General features: G+C 75.1%; 11 protein-coding genes and 2 pseudogenes. 4 read left to right on the top strand and 9 right to left on the bottom strand.

Annotated elements, in window-relative coordinates; genetic code table 11:
• Positions 1 to 252: 252 nt before the first annotated feature.
• Entirely contained in the window at positions 253 to 1,245 is a 993-nt protein-coding gene (locus tag ACZ4UX_RS36745; protein ID WP_465709833.1) for an aldo/keto reductase, read from the top strand.
• Here the strand turns inward: ACZ4UX_RS36745 and ACZ4UX_RS36740 are convergent.
• The 5 genes and pseudogenes from ACZ4UX_RS36740 to ACZ4UX_RS36720 form a co-directional block, all read right to left on the bottom strand.
• Positions 1,235 to 2,206: a DUF916 domain-containing protein gene (locus tag ACZ4UX_RS36740; protein ID WP_465709832.1), complete on the bottom strand. Its 972-nt coding sequence runs from the start codon at positions 2,204 to 2,206 to the stop codon at positions 1,235 to 1,237. The genes ACZ4UX_RS36745 and ACZ4UX_RS36740 overlap by 11 nt on opposite strands.
• A 59-nt stretch (positions 2,207 to 2,265) precedes the next feature.
• Positions 2,266 to 2,781 (bottom strand): annotated as a pseudogene (locus ACZ4UX_RS36735) (WxL domain-containing protein); the annotation flags it as partial.
• A gap of 18 nt (positions 2,782 to 2,799) precedes the next feature.
• Positions 2,800 to 4,251, bottom strand: a pseudogene (locus ACZ4UX_RS36730) (RICIN domain-containing protein); the annotation flags it as partial.
• Between the two features lie 261 nt (positions 4,252 to 4,512).
• Entirely contained in the window at positions 4,513 to 7,455 is a 2,943-nt protein-coding gene (locus tag ACZ4UX_RS36725; protein WP_465709831.1) for an ATP-binding protein, read from the bottom strand.
• Between the two features lie 149 nt (positions 7,456 to 7,604).
• Positions 7,605 to 7,985 carry a hypothetical protein gene (locus tag ACZ4UX_RS36720; RefSeq protein WP_465709830.1) on the bottom strand — a complete coding sequence of 127 codons (381 nt, stop codon included), beginning with the start codon at positions 7,983 to 7,985 and terminating at the stop codon, positions 7,605 to 7,607.
• 363 nt (positions 7,986 to 8,348) lie between these two features.
• On the opposite strand from ACZ4UX_RS36720, the gene ACZ4UX_RS36715 reads away from it, so the two are divergent.
• Positions 8,349 to 9,929, top strand: a complete 1,581-nt coding sequence (locus ACZ4UX_RS36715; RefSeq protein ID WP_465709829.1) for a peptidoglycan-binding domain-containing protein — start codon at positions 8,349 to 8,351, stop codon at positions 9,927 to 9,929.
• A 31-nt stretch (positions 9,930 to 9,960) separates the two neighbouring features.
• On the opposite strand, the gene ACZ4UX_RS36710 is transcribed toward ACZ4UX_RS36715, so the two are convergent.
• The 4 genes from ACZ4UX_RS36710 to ACZ4UX_RS36695 all read right to left on the bottom strand — a co-directional run bounded on the left by ACZ4UX_RS36710 (position 9,961) and on the right by ACZ4UX_RS36695 (position 14,676).
• Complete coding sequence (locus tag ACZ4UX_RS36710; RefSeq protein ID WP_465709828.1) at positions 9,961 to 11,097, bottom strand: heparin lyase I family protein; 1,137 nt, start codon at positions 11,095 to 11,097, stop codon at positions 9,961 to 9,963.
• Positions 11,098 to 11,261: 164 nt separating this feature from the next.
• Positions 11,262 to 12,560: an LPXTG cell wall anchor domain-containing protein gene (locus ACZ4UX_RS36705; RefSeq protein ID WP_465709827.1), complete on the bottom strand. Its 1,299-nt coding sequence runs from the start codon at positions 12,558 to 12,560 to the stop codon at positions 11,262 to 11,264.
• Between the two features lie 141 nt (positions 12,561 to 12,701).
• Positions 12,702 to 12,830, bottom strand: a complete 129-nt coding sequence (locus ACZ4UX_RS36700; protein WP_465709834.1) for a hypothetical protein — start codon at positions 12,828 to 12,830, stop codon at positions 12,702 to 12,704.
• Positions 12,831 to 12,912: 82 nt separating this feature from the next.
• Positions 12,913 to 14,676 carry a sigma-70 family RNA polymerase sigma factor gene (locus tag ACZ4UX_RS36695; RefSeq protein WP_465709826.1) on the bottom strand — a complete coding sequence of 588 codons (1,764 nt, stop codon included), beginning with the start codon at positions 14,674 to 14,676 and terminating at the stop codon, positions 12,913 to 12,915.
• 2,095 nt (positions 14,677 to 16,771) lie between these two features.
• Between ACZ4UX_RS36695 and ACZ4UX_RS36690 the strand changes: the two genes are divergently transcribed.
• A complete protein-coding gene (locus tag ACZ4UX_RS36690) occupies positions 16,772 to 17,815 on the top strand; it encodes a substrate-binding domain-containing protein (RefSeq protein WP_352296330.1) in 1,044 nt (347 codons plus the stop codon).
• A 188-nt stretch (positions 17,816 to 18,003) separates the two neighbouring features.
• Positions 18,004 to 18,341: ATP-binding cassette domain-containing protein (locus ACZ4UX_RS36685; RefSeq protein WP_465709825.1), on the top strand; the 338-nt coding region annotated here is incomplete at its 3' end.

Genomic DNA, 18,341 nt, shown 5'->3' with positions numbered 1-18,341 from the left:
CTCTCCCGGATCGGCCAGGGCTCCCGGGTGGTGCTGACCCACGACGTGGCCCAGCGCGACAACCTGCGGGTCGGCCGCTACGACGGCGTCGTCGCCGGCGCTGGTCACGGAGATGCTGGAACACCCGGAGCTCTGACCGGGGCCCACGCCTCCCCCGGTCCGTCGCCGCGCGCCGCGCCGCGATCCGACAAAGTCCCTTTCGGGTAAGGCTGTTGGTTCCCTCCACCGGCCTCCGCCTGAAAGGATGTCGGTATGACCTACCACCCCGCGGAGACCCGCTACACGTCCATGTCCTACCGGCGGGCCGGCCGCAGCGGCGTGCTGCTCCCCGCCGTGTCGCTCGGCCTGTGGCACAACTTCGGTGACACCCAGCCGCTGGAGGTGCAGCGCGCGGTGCTGCGCCGGGCCTTCGACCGCGGTGTGACGCACTTCGACCTGGCGAACAACTACGGCCCGCCGTACGGCAGCGCGGAGCGCAACTTCGGCCTTCTCTTCGCCCAGGACTTCAAGCCGTACCGGGACGAGCTGTTCATCGCGTCGAAGGCGGGCTACGACATGTGGCCGGGCCCGTACGGCGTCGGCGGGTCGCGCAAGTACCTGCTGGCGAGCCTGGACCAGTCGCTGGAGCGGATGGGCCTGGACTACGTCGACGTCTTCTACTCGCACCGCTACGACCCCGCGACGCCGCTGGAGGAGACGATGGGGGCACTCGACCGGGCGGTGCGCTCCGGCCGGGCCCTGTACGCGGCGGTCTCCAACTACCCGGCCGCGCAGCACCGCGAGGCCGTGGAGATCCTGCGCGACCTGGGCACCCCGATGCTGATGAACCAGGTCCGGTACTCGATCCTGGACCGCGCCGCCGCCGAGGACGGGCTGCTGGACGCGGTCGGCGAGACGCGGACGAGTCTGATCGCGTTCTCCCCGCTGGCGCAGGGCCTGCTGACGGACCGCTACCTGTCCGGTGAGGTGCCGGCCGGCTCGCGGATGTCGGTTGGCCGGTTCCTCCGCGCGGAGGCGCTGACCGGGGAGAAGCTGGAGCAGCTGCGCTCGCTGAACAAGATCGCCGAGCGGCGCGGCCAGACCCTGGCCCAGCTGGCGCTGTCCTGGGTGCTGCGGGACGAGCGGGTGGTCTCGGTGATCATCGGCGCGTCCAGCACCGCCCAGCTCGACCAGAACCTCGACGCGCTCGACGGCGGTCCGTTGACCGCCGAGGAGCTCGCCGAGATCGACCGGCTCAGTCGCTGACGCCCGCCGCCGGCCGCCCGCGGTGCCGGGCGGCCGGCCGTCGGCGGCGCCGGGTGAGCGCCGCGGCGGTGCCGGCGGCGGCGAGGAGGAACAGGGCGCCGGCGAGCAGCCACGGCACCTGGGTGAAGTCGTCGGAGCCGGTGGCGGTGACGCCGTTCGCGGTGGCGGTGACGGTGACGTCGCCCCAGCCGGTGGGCGCGCCGGACCAGGCCTCGGTGACCTCGACCTGCTGCCCCGGGAGCAACTCGGCCGGTACGTTGGCCAGTTGCCGGGCGGTGGGACCGCCCGCGAACACCCCGCCGACGTGCAGGTCGGCGCGGGGGTCGAGCTTCACGTTCCCGGTGTTGTGCAGGGTGTAGGAGACGGTCGAGTCGGTGCGCCCGGTCCAGGGCACCCGAGGGTTGTGCGCGGCGAACCGGACGTTCTCGACGGCGAGCGCCGGCCGCTCCGCGCCGTCGACGCGCAGGTAGATCCGGGCGCCGACGCCGCGCTGGATGCCGATGAAGGAGCCGGCCGCGGTCGGCACGCGATCGTCGACGGCGACCAGGGCGCCCACGTGGTCCCCGGGCGAGGCGTCGGCGGGCACGGTCAGGGTGAGGCCGACCGGCAGGGCGGAGCGGGCCGGGACGGTGACGATCTCCCGCTCCGGCTTCCCCCAGGCCCCGACGTCGTGCTGGGCCTCCTCGCGGCCGCGCACCGCCAGACCGCCGTCGCGCTCGGTGTTGTAGGCGTCGGCGACGTAGAGGTGCAGGGTCAGCGGGCCGTCGGTGGTGTTGGTGACGACGGCGCGGTCGGTGAAGGTCGCGCCGGGCTGCGCCGAGAGCTGGAACGCCGCGCGCGGTGTGATCACCGAGTCCGCCGGCTTGACCGACCATTCGCCGTTGTCGGCGGCGTGGGCCCGGGTGGGGAGGAGGGCCAGCAGGCCGAGGAGGAGAACGGTGACGACGGGTGCTCTGCGCATGGCGGACCAGCTTTCGGGGTGCCGCGGGCCGGCCTGGGACGTCCGGCCCGCGAGCACGGTCACAGGAGGGTGAGGGTGAGCGTTCCGGAGTAGTTGCCGACGGGGGTGAACTTCGCGATGTCCAGGGACACGGCGGCCCCCGCGGTGAACTCGCCACCGGTCAGCGCGGCGTCGGTGACGGACGCCAGGGTGGCGCCGGCCTTGCCGATGGTCCCGGGGCTGCCCGCCTGGCAGGAGCTCGGGCTGTCGGCCTTGGTGGCGCAGCTGGGGGTCCAGCTCAGCCGGTCGGCGTCGATCCTGCCGCGCGGGCCGGTGAAGTCGGTGACCTTGCCGGTGAGCGACCAGCCGGCGGTGCCGCCGCGGAAGTCCTTCACGGTCACGGTGTTCAGGGAGCCGGTCGAGGGCGCGCCCGAGCCGAAGGCCACCGCCGGGAGGCGGACGGCGTCGGTCGCGGCGGCCATCGAGAGCACGCCGGCGTCGACCGAGGTGCTGATCTGCTGGTCCACCGTGCCGGGGGTGCCGGTACCGGGGTCGGTCGGGTCGGTGGGGTCGGTGGGGTCGGTCGGGTGGGTCGGGTCGGTCGGAGCGCCGGCGACGGCGACCTTCCAGTCCTGGCTGGGGCTGCCGTCGCAGTCCGACTGGACCAGCTTGGCACCCGCCGCCAGGGATCCGCCCTGGAGGTCCAGGCACTTGTTGCTGTGCTTCACGATGATGCGGACCGGACCGTCGGCCGGGCCCTCGAAGCGCCAGCGCTGGTTGTTGCCCGAGCCGCAGTCGTACTGCTTCACCTCGGCGCCGTCGGCGGTCGAGTTGTCCGCCACGTCGAGGCACTTGCCGCTGTGCTGGGCGAGCACCCGGACGTAACCGTTGTCGTTGTTGGTGAACCGCCACTCGCTGTTCAGCCCGCCGTCACAGGCACCCTGGACCACCGGCACGTTGTTGTCGGAGAGGCTGTCGCTCACGCCCGCGCAGAGGCCACCGGCCTTGTTGGTGAGCGTATTGAGGGGGTCGCCGCCGGAACCGGCCACCCGGCCGGTCGCCGTGTCGATCGAGACCTCGGGGTACCACGGGAGGTCCATCGTGGTGGCGGTCGGGAACTGCAGCGGCAGCCAGACGTAGGTGGAGTCGTTGACCCGCTTCGGGTCGGCTCCCTTGCCCGCCCACCGGTCGCCCAGGTAGAGGAAGGAGGTGGTCTCACTGCCCTCGACCGGCAGCACGAACGCCGTCTGCGAGCCGTGGCCGTAGTTGTCGCCGGCGTCCTTCATCTCCGTCCACGGCCCGGTCGGGCTCGGGGCGGTGGCGTACTTCTGCTGGTTCGGGTCCCAGTAGCTGGTACCGGAGGTCAGCATGAAGTACGTGTTCCCGCGCTTGAACATCGCCGGCGACTCGCGGTGCTGGCCCGGCCAGGGGTTCGCCGGGACGCCCGTCACCTGCGTGTAGTCGTCGGTCAGCTGATAGACCATCAGGTCGGCGTTGTTGTTCGCCGAGGAGATCATGTACGCCTTGCCCGTGCCCGGGTCCTCGAAGGCGGTGATGTCCCGCGACATGTACTCGTTGCCCTGGGCGTCCTTCGGACGGAACGAGCCCTTCCACTGGTACTGGCCGTCCACCGTCGAGGAGACCGCCACGGCTGCCCGGGCCTCGGCGTAGGAGTCGTCGGCCTCCTTGTGCATCCACATCACGAACTGCTTCGTCCTGGCGTTGTACAGGACCTTCGGACGCTCGATCAGCGCGTCCTTCAGCTCCGGGTCGGTCTCCTGGGTGAGGACGTGGCCCCGGGGCTCCCAGGTCTTCAGGTCCGTGGAGCGGTACGCCGACACGTAGCGGAACTTGTTGTCCTCGCCGCGGTCCTCGCCGAACCAGTAGTAGTAGGCGTCGACCTTGATCACGCCACCACCGTGTGCCTGCACCCCGGCTCCGGTGGTGTCCGGGAACTGGGTGCCGGCGGTGGCGGCGACCGGCGCGGCCTGGGCCGGTGACGGCCCCGCGATCACAGCCAGGAGCAGGCCGAGAAGGCCTGCGAGAACGGATCCCACTCTTTTCATACGGGTTCCTCGACGTCGTCCGCGCTCGTCCTGACCTCCGGGTCCAGCCACCGGAGCTCCGTTCACTACTGAACAGAAACAAACGTGATTACGCGGAATTCAACAGATGGGGGACCCTCAGGCTTACTGAGCGCGCCCAACAAGTCAACACGTCGAAACATTACTGATACCTGGTGGCCATACTTCGGTGACTCCGACGGCGACGATCACCAGCGCTCACCAGCTCTTGCCGGCCGTGTCCGCCCGTGGCATCGCGACAGCTCAGTCGCGGGGAACGGACCCGTCCACCGGCACGGCGTCGGCACCGGTGAGTGCCGCGCGGGTGGTGCCGAGCTTCTTCAGGACGCTGGCGACGTGGTGTTCGACCGTGCGCGGTGAGAGGAACAGCGCGGCGGCGATGTCGTTGTTGCTGGCCCCTTCGGCGAGCAGCCCGGCGACCTGCCGCTCGCGCGGCGAGAGCGCGCCGCCGTAGCCGGCCCGGCCGCGGGGATTGCTGCGGCCCTGTCCGAGGGACCGCAGCCCGCGCTGGACGCGGGCCACGTCCGAGGTGGCCCCGAGCCGCTCGAACGCCCGGGCGGCGGCGGAGAGCCGGGCGGCCCTCTCCTCGGGACCGGCCAGGCAGAGGGCGGCCCGTTCGGCGGCCAGCGCGGCCGGGTAGGGGCGGCCCACCTCCCGCCAGCGGGCCCGGGCCCGCTCGAACTCCTCGTGCGCGCCGGCCTGGTCGGCCCCGGAGCGCAGCAGCGCGCGGCACAGGTGCTGTTCCGCCACGGCGGCCGGGGCGTCGCAGCCGCGGATGCCGGCCGCGTGCCGCTCGCACAGCTCCGTGGCGCCCTCGCGGTCGCCGCGCAGCAGCGCGGCCTCCACGGCGGCGGGCAGCACGTCCCAGGCGTAGGGCCAGGCCTCCTTGACCCGGGTCAGCTCCAGGGCCTCCGCCAGGCTCTGCCAGGCGGCGTCGGCGTCGCCGCGCGCGAGGTGGAGCCGGGCGGTGCCGGCCGCCGCGCCGAGCGCGGTGATGTGGAGGTCGCCGGGGCCGAGGACGCCCCGGAAGTGCTCGGCCGCGCGGGAGGACCGCCCGCGCGCGGCCGCCGTCACGCCCTGGGCGGTGCCGATCAGCCCGGTACCGGTCAGGGGGCTGTCCGGGTACCGGTTGCGGTAGGCGGCCAGCTCGGTGTCCCAGTCCGTCCAGCGGCCGGACAGCCAGGTGTGCAGCAGCCGGTAGGTCACGGTGTAGAGCGCCAGTGAGGGCAGCGGGATCCGCCGACCCAGCGCGAGGGACTCCTCGGCGTACCGTGCGGAGCGCGCGTCCTGGCCCGCGCACAGGGCCGACTCGGCGGCGTTGCTGAGGGCGCACGCGACGCCCCGCAGGACCTCGGGGTCGCCGTCGGCCCCGTCCTCGGAGAGCGCCGCCAGCAGTGCCGGGACGGCGGGGTCCGCCCAGGTGGCGAGGGCGGTGATGCGGTTGGCCTCGACGATCGCCCGGGCACCCCGGTCGGTGCTGTTCGCCATCAGCGCCCGGGCCCGGTCGGCCCAGGCCCGCTGCCCGGCGGCGGAGATCCTGGCCGTGCCCACGGTGACGAACATCGACATCGCCCGCGCGGCCAGGACCGGGTTCTCCTCCTCCAGCTCCGTCACCGCCTTCTCGCTCTCCTCCCAGCCGACACCGACGCCGCCCGCCTGGTTGAGCAGCAGGGTGCCGAGATGGAGCCTGATCTCGCCGCGCGCGGCGGCGGGCAGGCCGGGCGTGGCCAGGATGCGGCGCAGGGTGGCCTCGGTGCCCGCGTGCTCCATGCTCTGCCGGGTGATCCGGCTCAGCGCGAGCGCGGTGTCGCAGAGCAGGTCGGCCGGCTGGCCGGGCAGTTCGAGGATCTCGCCGAGCAGGAGGGCGGCGGTCCCGAGGTCACCCAGGGCGGTCGCCTGGTCGGCGGCGGCCCGCGCGTGGACCAGCCAGCCGTCCAGGTCGCCCAGGGCCCGGCTGTGGTGGGCGATCTGCACCAGCGGTGGCGGGCTCTGCCGCTGGAGCACCGCCAGTGCGCTGCGGTGCCCGCGCGAGCGCAGCGGGCCGGGCATCCCCTCGTACACCGCCTGGCACGCCAGGACGTGGGCGAACCCGTAGGAGTCGGCGCCGACCTCGCGCAGCACCGAGGCCCCGAGCGCCTCCAGCAGCGCCTGCTGCCCGGCGTCCCGGTCGAGCCCGGCGGACGCGGTCAGCAGTTCCTCGCCCGCCGGGACGGCCAGCACCGCGGCCGCGTTCACCAGCGCGACCGCCGCGGGCGAGAGCCGCACCACCCGTTCGGACAGCACCTCGCGCAGACTGCGCGGCACGGTCATCGTCCTGCGCAACCGGGCGGCCTCCTCGCCGTGGGCCGCGCCCGCCGGCGCCGGCGCACCCGCGTCCGGGTGCTCGACCCGGGCGCTGAGGGTGATCAGGTCCTCCTCGATGATCAGCGGCAGGCCCGCGCTCCGCTCGAACAGCATGCTGGTGACGGCCGCCGTGGCGGCGGTGCCCAGGACGGCGGCCGCCAGCTCCCGCAGGTCGGACTCGGTGAGCGGCTTGAGGGCGAGGTCGGTGCCGCCCGTCCCCAGCGGTCGCCGGTAGGCCGCTCCCAGGACGGGTGTCGACACCGGCAGGTCCTCGCCGCGGTAGGTCAGCACCAGCGCGACGTCCGGCGGCAGGTCCCTGGCCAGCAGGAACAGCAGCTCGCGGGTCGGCTCGTCGGCCCAGTGCAGGTCCTCCACCACCAGCACGGCCGGAGCGATCGCGCCCAGCAGCGTCCGGACGCCGTCCAGCACCCGGTGGCTCAGCGGTGCGGCGGGGGCGCCGTCGTCCGGCGGTGGTGCGGGCAGCCGGTCGGCGAGGTTCGGCAGCAGGGTGGCCAGCACGGCGGCGGCCACCCCGATCTCCTCCGGCGGCGGCAGCCAGGGCCCGGCCCTGCGCAGCGCGTCGACCACCGGCCCGTACGGGAGCGGCTCCCGCAGCGGGTGGCAGGCGCCGACGATCACCCGGACGCCGTCGGCCTCCAGCAGTGCGCCGGCCTCCATGATCAGCCGGGACTTCCCGATGCCCGCCTCGCCCTCCACCAGCACCACGGCGGGCCGTGACGAGACGGCCGACAGCAGACCGGTCAGCTCGCGCCGGCGGCCCACGAACGGGTAGCCCCACCGGCCGGCCGGCCCCTGGCCCCCGCCGTGTTCCGTCTCCGCCATGCCGTACTCCCGGCGCCGCTGACCGCCCCACCGGGTCGGTGACGACGGTCGGGCCGCTGAACACCTCCAAAGTACAGCCGCCGCCGGACGCGGTCGCTCCTACTCCGTCGGGGGAGGGCGACCAGCTCGCGGGCCTCGTTCCTACGCCGTCAGGGGACGGCGACCAGCTCGGGGGCCTCGTTCCAGAACGAGGGGCGCGGCATCTCGACGACCCGGCACCCGGCCTCCTCCAGCCTGCGGACGGCCGCGCCGGCCTCCGCGTCGTCCAGGGAGAACACGAAGGGGCCGGGGATCAGCACGGTGGTGCACAGGCCCTCCTCGACGGCGCGGGTCAGGTCGGCCAGGGCCGTCAGGTCGTCGGTGGACCGCCGGCCGTTGTCCATGAAGACGGTCGCGTCGCCCAGCCCGGATTCGGCGGAGTAGCGGGCGAGGATCCGCCAGTAGTCCAGCAGGTACACCGTGTCGTACGGGTAGCAGCGCAGGTAGATGGCGGTGGAGCGGCTCGCGACCGGCCGGGTGCGGTGGGTCATGGTGTTCTTCCCTCTCGGACGTCGCCCGCTCACCGAGCGGGCGGTACTCCTGGATCCAGCAAAGGTCGGAGGCGGGGCGGGGTCCAGCGCCGAGGCCACCCAACTTCCCCCGAATGCGCCGAACCGTAGGTACCCGCCCCCGGAGTCATGGGTAGTCGGGGGGCGTCCCGGGCCCGCGGGTCCGTACGTCCGTGCCCGGATGCGCGGGGGCGGCGGGGCCGCCTCCTCCGGCGCCGGATCACGATCGGGTAACAGGGCGGGACGGCGGCGCCGATCCCGACTCCAAGGTTCACAACGCCTCCGGGAGCGGCGGGCTCGCGGGCCGTCCGCGACCGCCGCCGGTCGACCTCACCGAGGACCCTCATGTCACCTTCCCCCGCCTCACTCACCGACGCGGAGCTCGGCGAGCTCCTGCTCTCCGGCTCCGCCCGGCGGACCGCCACCCGGGAGCTGACGCGCCGCTACGGCGCCCTGGTGCTCGCCTACGCGGGCACGCTGTGCGCGACCCCCCGGGAGGCGCACGGCCTCACGGCGGAGGTCCTCGACCGGGCGCTCGACGCCTCGCACCGGGACCGGCTCCCGGGTGGCTCCTGGAGCTGCCTGCTGCTCGGCGAGGCGCGCCTGGTCGCCGCCGGGTGGGCCGCCGCGGGGCGGGGTGACGACCTGTCACCGGGCTTCCTCGCCTGGCTGTCCGTGCGCCGGGCGCCGCAGCAGGACCCCCGTGACGTCGTCGCCACCGTCGAGGGGAGCAGCCCGCTGCTGACTGCGCTGGGGCAGCTCCCGGACCTCCCCGCCATGGAGCTGTGGCGGGCCCTCGCGGCGGACCCGGCCACGGTCCCGCCTCCCGCGCCGGCGGCCCGCCGAAGGCTCGCCGACGCGTACATCCGGGCGCACGCCCTCGGGGCGCCCGAGCGGCAGTGCCGGCACCTCGCGGCCCTGCTGGGGGAGACGGCCGCCACCGACGCGCCGACTCCCGTCGAACTCACCGCCCATCTGCCGCTCTGCGACCGCTGTCACCGGGCGATGACCGATCTGCGGGCCGTCCGCCGCTGGGAGGCCGGTCACCTGAGCGAGGGCCTGCTGGTCCGGTTCCGCCCGGTGTCCGCCCACCGGCCGGCCACCGCCCCGGTGGCTCCCGGGCCGCACCAGGGGCGGGTGACGCCCCGGGAGGAGCCGTCGGTGGAGATCGTCATCGGCCCCGCACACCGCCGGACCGGACCGAACCGCCGCCTCGCCCGCCGCCGCCTCGCGATCGGCGCCGCGGGCATCGGCACGGTCGCGCTGGCCTTCGGGTTGGCGATGGCCGAGCCGCCGTCGAGCCGGGTCACCGGGTCACCGACGCCCGACGGGGCCTCGGCGACCGTCCTGGACACGATCGCGCCGGACCCGCCGGACCCGACGGGTCCGAGAACCGCGCCGGTACCCCCGGCGCGCGAGTCGCCGTCGGCCCGGCCCACCGCGGCACCGACCCCGAGCAGGTCCAGGGCCGTACCGGCGACGCCCTCGTCCGCCCCCGCGCTCGCTGCCCCGGCGACCATCCCCGGGCCGACGACGGGCCTACCGACGACGGCCGGCGCACCGGCCCCGGTCAGTGCGCCGAGCACACCGGCCGCGGCGCCGACGCCGACGGTCGCCCCGGCCCCGACCGCCTCGCCGTCCGCCCCGACGCCACCGCCCGCCCGGCCGCTCCGACGGGGCGACAGCGGGCCGGAGGTGACGGCACTGCAGCGGCTGCTGATCAGGGCCGGGTGCACGCCGGAGCCGGGATTCGTGCAGGGGCACTTCGACGCCGTCACCGAGCGCATGCTGACCGGATTCCAGCAGGCCGCCGGTATCCGCGGCGACGAGCGCAACTTCTCCGTCTTCGGCGACCGGACCAGGGCCGCCCTCGAACAGCCGGCCGCCGGGCCCCGGTGCCGGCCCGGACCGGCGGCCCAGGGGTGACGCCCGGTGGCCCGGGGCCCGGCGGCACCGCTCACCGCCGCCTGCGCCGGCCGGTCCCCCGGGGACGGCGGCGGACCACCCCGCCGACGCACGCCAGGGCGGTGAACGCGGTCGCGCCGCCGGTCCACGCGGCGGCGGGCGACGGCTCCGCGGCCGGGCCGGCCGTCGTCCCGACGGAGACCGGCAGCCCGGCCTCCGCCTCGGCGCGGGTCATCGCGTCGTCCGGCGACGGCGACGGCTGCGAGGTGGGGGCCGCCGTTTCGCCGGTGGGCGTCGGGCTCGGGGTCGCCGTCGGAGCGGCGGTGGCCGAGGGCTTCGGCGAGGCCGTCGGAGCGGGTGCGGGTGCGGACGGCGCAGCGGTGGCGGGTGGCGGCGGCGGTGGCGTGGTCCGCGCCGCCGGGGAGGGCGGCGCGGCGGCGGCGCCGGCGGTCACGTCCGTGAGCGAAACGTCGTCGACGTACAGGACGGCGTCGGGGCCGCCGACCGAGTGCGCCAGTCTCTTCTCCGACCGCCAGGTCGGGCGGTAGATCCCGATCCGGAAGTGCGGTGCCTCCCCTCGGTGGTAGTTGTTCTCCCCGGTGTGCGATCCGACCTGCACGCCGTCCCGGAGCACCACGACGGTGCCGGGCGACGACGGGGTCGACCAGGTGATGTCGACGACCCACCGGTTCCAGTGGCCGAACCGCACCGTCCCGAGCGGGACGACCGTCTCCCGGACCTCCGTCCCCTCCAGCCAGTGCACCTCCGTCAGCCAGGCCTGGCCGTTCAGCGAGAGGGCGACGACGGGCTTCACCCCGCCGTTGTCCGCCCCCTGCGTACTGAACCACTGGGCGACGATGGTGCCGAAGTCCTCACGGGGCCAGTCGTTCGGCAGGTAGTTGCCGAAGGAGAAGCGGTGACTTCCCGCACCGAGGTCCTTCATCACCGGTTCGGTCTTGAACGAGCGCCCGCCGTTGGGCACGTTGAACCGCGCGGCCCTTCCCGAGCCGCCGGCCGGCGCGGGGACGGCGGAGACCCGGCCGACGCCGTTGACCGCCATGTAGGGCCAGCCGTCGGAGGATTCGAAGTCGTAGGCCAAGGACGCGGCGGCGGCCTCCGGCGCACCGACGAGGCCGACGGCCACCAGGGCCGTGAACACGGCACCGGCCAGATTCGGACCAGATAGCACGAGGATTCCTGTCCTGTCAGGGCGTTCGACGTGGTCCGCTCGGGGCCGTCCCCGGGCGGGCCTCCCTGTCGGCGGGTGCGGCACGGCCGGTCCGGCGGCGCGCGCGGGAGGGCGCCGCCGGACCGGGTGCCACGGCGTCACGCCGTGGTGCCGCGACCGCGCCGCTAGCCGTGCCGGGCCGCCCGGCGGCGGCGCAGGAGCAGCAGGACGCCGGTGCCCGCGGTGAGGGTGGCGACACCGGCTCCGGTGATCAGCGCCTGGTGGTCACCGCCGCCCGTCTGGGCCAGGTTCCGCTCCACGGTGTCCGCCGTGGTCTTCGCCTGGACGACCGCCGTCGGCTGGATCCTCAGCGGCGCGATGGTCGGGTTGTCGATGGGCACCGGCAGCGGCAGCGGGCCGTCGCCCACCGGGTCGGCGGACGCGGAGGGCGTGGGCGGCGCGGACGGCGCGGACGCCGGGGCGGAGGACGAGGTGGACGGCGTGGACGGCGTCGTGGGGCGGGCCGTCACCGCGGGAGTGGTGGCCGCCGGGGTGGTGACGGTCGGCACGGCGACGGTCGGCGTGGGCGAGGGCGCGTGGGTGACGGCCGGGGCGGTGACGGTCGGCGTGGGCGAGGGCGCGTGGGTCACGGCCGGGGCGGTGGGCGCCGCACTACTGGGCGCCGGGGTGGCCGTCCGCGACGGCGTGACCGCGGGAGCGGTGGGCGGCACGGTGACGGGGCGCGACGTCGTCGCGGTGGGCGTCGGCACCCGGGTGGGGGCCGCCGTGGCGACCGGCGCCGGGGCCTTGATCCGGAAGCCCGCGCACCCCACCCCGCAGGCACAGCCGTAGCTGCCGCGGTCCACCGGCTGCCCGGTCGCGTCGTCGAGCTGCGCGGCGAAGAGCACCGGAGCCACGCCGGCCCTGCCGACCGGCGCCTGGGCGGAGAAGGAGACCCGGACGGTGAGGGCGAGGGACTTGCCCTTCCGGACCGCCACGAGCGCGTCGTCCGCGACGTTGTCGCCGTCCCTGCCGCCGAGCACCACCAGCACGCCGTCGTCCACGCCCTCGCTGCCCGGGGCCTGGGAGCCCCTGAGCCAGTCGGTGCGCCCGGGCAGCCGGTACTCGACCCTGAGGTCGGCCGCGCGGAGGTCACCGGTCGTGTTCTTGAACTTCAGCAGCGGGAAGGCCACGAAGTCGTGTGCCGACGGATTCTCGATCGTGTAGCCGAACTCCTCTGCCGCACCGCCGACTTCGAAGTCCTTCGGGACACCGGAAACCGACGGCTCCAGTCCTCGTTGCAGCGAGCCGTCGAGGCGCGGGGCGGAGGCCGCCGGACCTGACGGGGAGGCGCTCGCCGAGGCCGCTCCGGGCGACGACGTGCCGGGCGCTGCCGTACCGGCGGCGCCCGCTGTCGCGAGCGGGAGCGTGGAGAGGACGAGGGTGGTGGTACCGGCGAGGATCAGACTGCGGCGGGTGGACAAGTGATCACCTTCTGGCGAGCGCGGAGGAACCCGACACCGTGTCGATGTCTGCCGGTATGGAGACGGGGGCGGCGGACCCGTCCCGCGGGTATGCCGATCCGTTACCTCGCACCCGGCCCGGGTGCCTGCGCCCGCCGGTGATCAGGCCGTGGACAGCCGGCCCGGGCGGGTTCGCGGCTGCGCGGTGTTCTCCTCGACCCAGGCGCGCAGCATGCTCAGCGGGACGGCGGCGCTGCGGCCCAGCTCGGTGAGCGCGTACTCGACGTGCAGCGGTACTGGGTCGTGCCGACGCCCCGGTCCCTGCTGCGCTGACGGATGCCCCCGGGCGTGCTGCCCGAACGCCGGAGGACGGTCACAGCTGGAACGCCACCTTGCCGTTGCACGCGGCGTCCGCGCCGCACGACTGGGGGTAGAGGCGGAGCAGGTCCTCGGCGGCCCCGGTGCCCGCGGCGCCGACGAGCTGACCGGACTGGCGCTGCTGGAGGCCCGTCCCGCCGCCGGGCAGGCTCACCGTCTGCCAGACCTGGCCGGTGCCGCTGCCGCACGGGTGTTGCACGACCCGCGCGGCGGCGCCACCGGTCGAGTCGAGGCAGCCACCGTTCCCGGCGCTGATCACGGAGTACCCGGTGCCCGACGGCTGGGGCCGCAGGTACCAGCTCTGGGTGTTCCCGGCGGCGCAGGCGTCGAGGTACGGCAGTTCTTCGTCGACCGTGTCGACGTCCTCGGCGTCCATGCAGCTGTTCAGCGCCGACAGCCGCAGCCGCACCACCTGGTCCCCCGGCGCGGGGGTCGGGTCGTTGGCGTCGGTGTAGACCCCGGCCGACAGGCCGCCGCCCGTTCCCTTCGGCGCCTTCGACGCCGTGGACTTCGCGGCCGGCGCGGAGGCCCGGGCGGTGGCGCTCGTCCGGCCCGCCGCCGACGGGGTGCCGGGGGACGCGGGACCGGACCGGGGGGAGGCGGGGGTCGAGGCCGCGACGGCCGGCGTCTGGGTCGGGGCGGAGTCGGCGGTCGGCGGCGCCTCGGTGGCGGCGGTGCCGAGCGGGTCGGCCGCTGCGATCCGCGCCTGCGGCGGCGAGGACGCGCCCGGCCGGGAGCCGGCCGGGCCGGAGCCGGTGGCGATGACGACCAGCACCGCGGTCGCGGCGACCCCGGCCACCGCCGCACCGATCGCCGCCTTCGCCCCGACCCCGACCCCGGTACCGGCCCCGTGCCCGGCGGCGTCCCCGTGCCCGGTGGCGGCGAGGGCTCCGCCGCCGGCGCCCAGCGGGTGACCGCCGTCCCACAGGACGAGGAGACCGAGCCCCACCGCCCGCAGGCGCCCGTTGACGTCCCGCATCTCGGCCAGGCACGAGCGGCAGTCGGCACACTCGTCGAGGTGGCGGGCCAACCTCTTGGTGATCCGCCTCGACGGGCGCTGGGCCAGGCCCGCGATCTCCTGGGAGTGCGCCGCGCAGTCGGGGGACGCGGCGCGGCGGACGTGCGCCACCAGGTAGGCCGCCCGCAGCCCCTCACGGGCGCGGAAGGCCAACGAGGAGACGCCACTGGGGGTGAGACCGAGCAGCGGTGCGATCTCCTCCGGCGGCCGCTGTTCGATGACGGTGTGCCAGAGCACCGTGCGCCAGCGCTCCGGCAGCGACCGGTACGCCTCGGCGACCAACTGCCGCTCGGCGGTGGCCGCGAAGAGCTCGTCGGGCGAGAGCACCTGCTCCTGCCGGTCGGCCCAGTCGCCGAAGTCCGAGGTGAGCAGGGTGCGCCGGTCCGCCGTCGACCAGGCCATCGCGGTGTTGCGGACCACGGCCAGCAGGTACGGGCGCCAGTTCTCGTCCGGCCCCGCCCCCGCCCGCACCGCCGCGAGGGTCCGGGCGAAGGCCTCGCTCGCCAGGTCCTCCGCGCTCTCGGCGCGACCGGTGACGATCCGCGCGTAGTGCAGGGCCGCCCGGTGGTGGCGCTCGTAGAGTTCCGCGACCACCCGGTCGTCGCCGCTCCGCAGCCGCACCGTCAGCCGGGCGTCGCTCTCGGTGGCCGGGTCGTCCGCGCCGGGTTCCCCCGCTGGGCCGTGTTCGGGCGTCGGCGGCTGGTCCGCGAGTGCGGCGAGCGGGCGTGATCGGCGTGGCATGAGGGTCCCTTCGGGGTGAGCACGGCGGTTCCCGGCACCGGGGAGGGGGCGGCCCCCGGGGCCTGTTTCGCTCCCGGTCGCCCGCCGGGGCCGCGACGACGGAGCGGGTGCGTGCGGAGTCGGTTTCGGGTCGGATCGGTCACGGAGTCGAAATCGGACACGGGGTCGGATCGGTGACGGAGTCGGATCGGTCGCGGGCGCGCGTCCGCGCCGGGGTACCGCGTGCGACCGTGTATCCGCTCACCGGGGGCTCGGCACGCGCCGCAGTCGAGGAGGCCGCCCGAGGGCGACGGTCGGTGGGCCGCCGAAGGCCCGGGCGGGAGCGTCCGCGATCACTGGACAGCCCAAAGCGGAGTCGTATACCTGACGCCCCTCCGGAGCCACGGCACCCCAGCAGGGGGCCAAACTACCGAAAGGCCGAGCGGAATCGTATACCTGACGCCTCTTCGGAACTGCGCCACCGACCCCCCGATGGCCCTGCGTCACCGCGCGTCCGTGGCGGTGGGACTGCCCACCGGAGGCTCCGGAGTCGACGGGGGCGTGCCGACCGGACCGGGCGGGGCCGACGACGGTACCACCACCGGCGGCGCGGACGGGCTCGCCGGCACCGGGGCGGTCGGCAGCGTGGGCGGCGGCTCCGAGGCCGGCCGGCGCGTCCCGGTGGGAGTCGGCCCGGGCGCGGTCCGGCCCGCCCGGGGCTCGGCCGCGCCACCTGACGCCGGACCGCCGGACGCGGAGCCGGTGGGTGTCCCGGGCCTGGACGCCTGCGGCCCCGTGGCCACCGGGGCCGCGGAGGCCTGCCCGGTCGCGGACGCCTTCGGGCTGCCGGCCCCGGTCGGCCCCGCACCCGCGAGCCCCTTCGCCGGCCCCGCCGTACCGCGCCCCGCCGTCCCGCTCTCCCCCGGGCCGCTCTCCCCCGGGCCGCCACCCGCCGTGCTCCTCGCCGCGGGAACGGCCGGATGCGCCGTCGGGCCGGACGAGGCCTCCGAGGTGGTGGCACCGGGCACCGAGACCGTACCCGGCCGGGGTGCCTCCCGGCCCCCCTGCTGGATGGCCGCCGTACCGCCGACCAGCGCGGCGGCCGAGAGCGCCAGGCTCCACCACAGGACGCGGCGCGAGCGCCGGCCCGGGCCGGCGACCAGGGCGGGTGACAGGGCCGGCCGTTCGGCGCGGGCCACGGTGCGGACTCGTTCGAGCACGACCGTGGGTTCGTCGTCGCCCCGGTACATCGCCCCCGGCTGCGGCGGGCGACCCCCGACGGAACAAGAGGGACAGGACGGTGCGGGTGCCCCGGGCGGCGGGGAGGACGGCCCGTCCGCGCCGCCCTGCCGGGCGGCCAGGTACCGGCAGGCCCGGACCGCGACGGCGACGGCGCGGGCGCGGCGGACCTCCGCGGAGTCGTCCTGGGGCGCGGTCCCGGCGGCGGCCGCCGAGGACGGCAGCTCCCGCTGTCCGGCGGCCCGCACCACGGCCCGCAGGATCTCCCGCCGGCACTCCTCGGGCAGCGACAACAGCGCGTCCGCGGCCGCCCGTTCGCCCGGCTGGGGCAGCCGGCGGCGGGGCTCGAAGGCGGTCCAGGACGCTGAGGGCTCTCTCACTGTTCTCCTTGCGTGCGGCTCGGCAGGCGACCGTCCACCTGCGCCGGTCGTGAGGGTTGGAGGGCCGTCGCCCCCAACCGTCCCGGGGGGTTACCGAAGCGTTACCGCCGGCTTTCGGACCGGGCGACCGGGCGCGACCGGTCCGGATCCGGGATCGCCCGGGGAATCCCCGGCTGAGCCGCGTGGCTTGCTACCTGGCCGCGCGTCCCGTCCGCCCCGGCACCGGTCGCACGTCACAAGCTGGTCTCGACCCCGCCGCACCCTTGACGCGGTTTCCGAAACAGAGGTGTCATATCCCCATCGCGTTCGGAAGTGTTTGTTTCTGGCAGTCTACGTTCGATTGACTGGCCAAGGCGGGGCCCCCGGCCTCAAACCACCACCTGGTCGGCGCACCGCCGCACTCCACCGCTCGCATTCCACCAGCATGTGCACGACTGCCCGACTCCCTCGCACCCGTTCCGTCCCTGCGGCTGGTGCGCCCTCGAAGGAGCTCCCCCATGTTCCGTCCCACCAGCCGCGCCGCCGCCGCAGCCGGCCTCCTCCTCACCCTGGGCCTGGCCACGGCCTGTTCGACCGGTCAGGAGTCCGTGAAGTCGGGCGACGCCTCGGTGGCGCCGGTCTCCGGGAAGATCTCGATCACCTACCTGCAGAAGCAGGGCGACCAGGAGTACTTCGTCGGGGAGGCGGCGGGCGCGAAGGCGAAGGCCGCGGAGCTGGGGGTCGACCTGAAGGTCGTCAATCTCGGCAACGACGCGAACAAGACCATCAGCGAGGTGCAGTCCGCGGTCGCGCAGAAGACCAATGGTGTGATCATCGTGGTGCCGGACCCGGCGGTGGGGCCGCAGGTCGTGCAGACCGCGCGGGATGCCAAGGTGGCGCTGCTGACCTCGGACGACCAGATCTGCGCCAGTGGTCCGGACCCGGCGGCGTGCTCGAAGGACGACCTGGTGTCGCGGATCGGGTTCTCCGGGCTGCAGATGGGCGGCGAGGTCGGCAAGCGGGCCGGTGAGGAGTTCAAGAAGGCGGGCTGGAACCCGGCGGAGACCCGGGTGATCTCGGCGTGGAAGCAGGACGTGACGGTCTGCGGTGACCGGGTGAAGGGTGCGAAGGAGGCGTTCGCGGCCGCGGTGCCGGGGGTGCAGAACATCGACGTGGCGACGGACAACACGCCGACCGGCGCGCAGGACAAGATCGCGGCGACGGTGACGGCGAACCCGGGTGTGAAGAACTGGGTGCTGTGGGGCTGCAACGACGAGAACGTGCAGGGCGGGGTGACGGCGCTGCAGAACGCGGGCATCTCGGCGGACCACGTGATCGGGGTGGGTCTGGGCGCGTACCTGGCGTGCAAGGACTGGAGCGGCGGCAAGCCGACCGGGATGAAGGCCGCGCTGTTCATCAACGGCAAGGACGTCGGCGCGCTGGCCGTGCAGACCATGTACGACAAGCTCAAGAACAGCAAGGACTTCCCGAAGGAGGCCTTCGCGCCCACCACCATGGTCGACGCCACGACCTGGCAGAGCGCCGGAGTCACCTGCAGCTGACCCCGTTCGGGCCGCATCCCCCGGCCTGCCACGGCGTTCCCCGGCCCGGCTCCTGCACCGCCGGGCCGGGGACGCCCCCGCCGGCCGGACCGCCCGAAGCTCCACCCCCCCACCTGGTCCGCCCACCGACCGTGTCCCACCGGCCGTGGACCGTCCCGACCCTCCCGCACGACCTCAAGGTGACCCCGATGAGCCCAGCCCCTGCCGTGAACCCGGAACCCCGCCCGCCCACTGCCCAGCCCGCCGCCGGGAGCGTCGGTGTCCATCAGGTCACCAAGCGGTTCGGTGCGGTCCAGGCCCTCGGTGGCGTGACCCTGGACTTCCCCGCCGGTCAGGTGACCGCGTTGATGGGGGAGAACGGGGCGGGCAAGTCGACCCTGCTGAAGATCCTGACCGGTGACCACCAGCCGACCGAGGGCCACGTCGTCCTCGACGGCCGCCCGCTGGCCCTGTCCTCACCGACCGACGCCCGCCGCGCCGGGATCCGGATCATCCCCCAGGAACCCGAGATCATCCCGCACGTCTC

The organism is Kitasatospora sp. NPDC028961 (assembly GCF_055564815.1).
The sequence above is the reverse complement of the archived record's forward strand: the minus strand, read 5'-3'. Positions and strand labels throughout refer to the sequence as shown.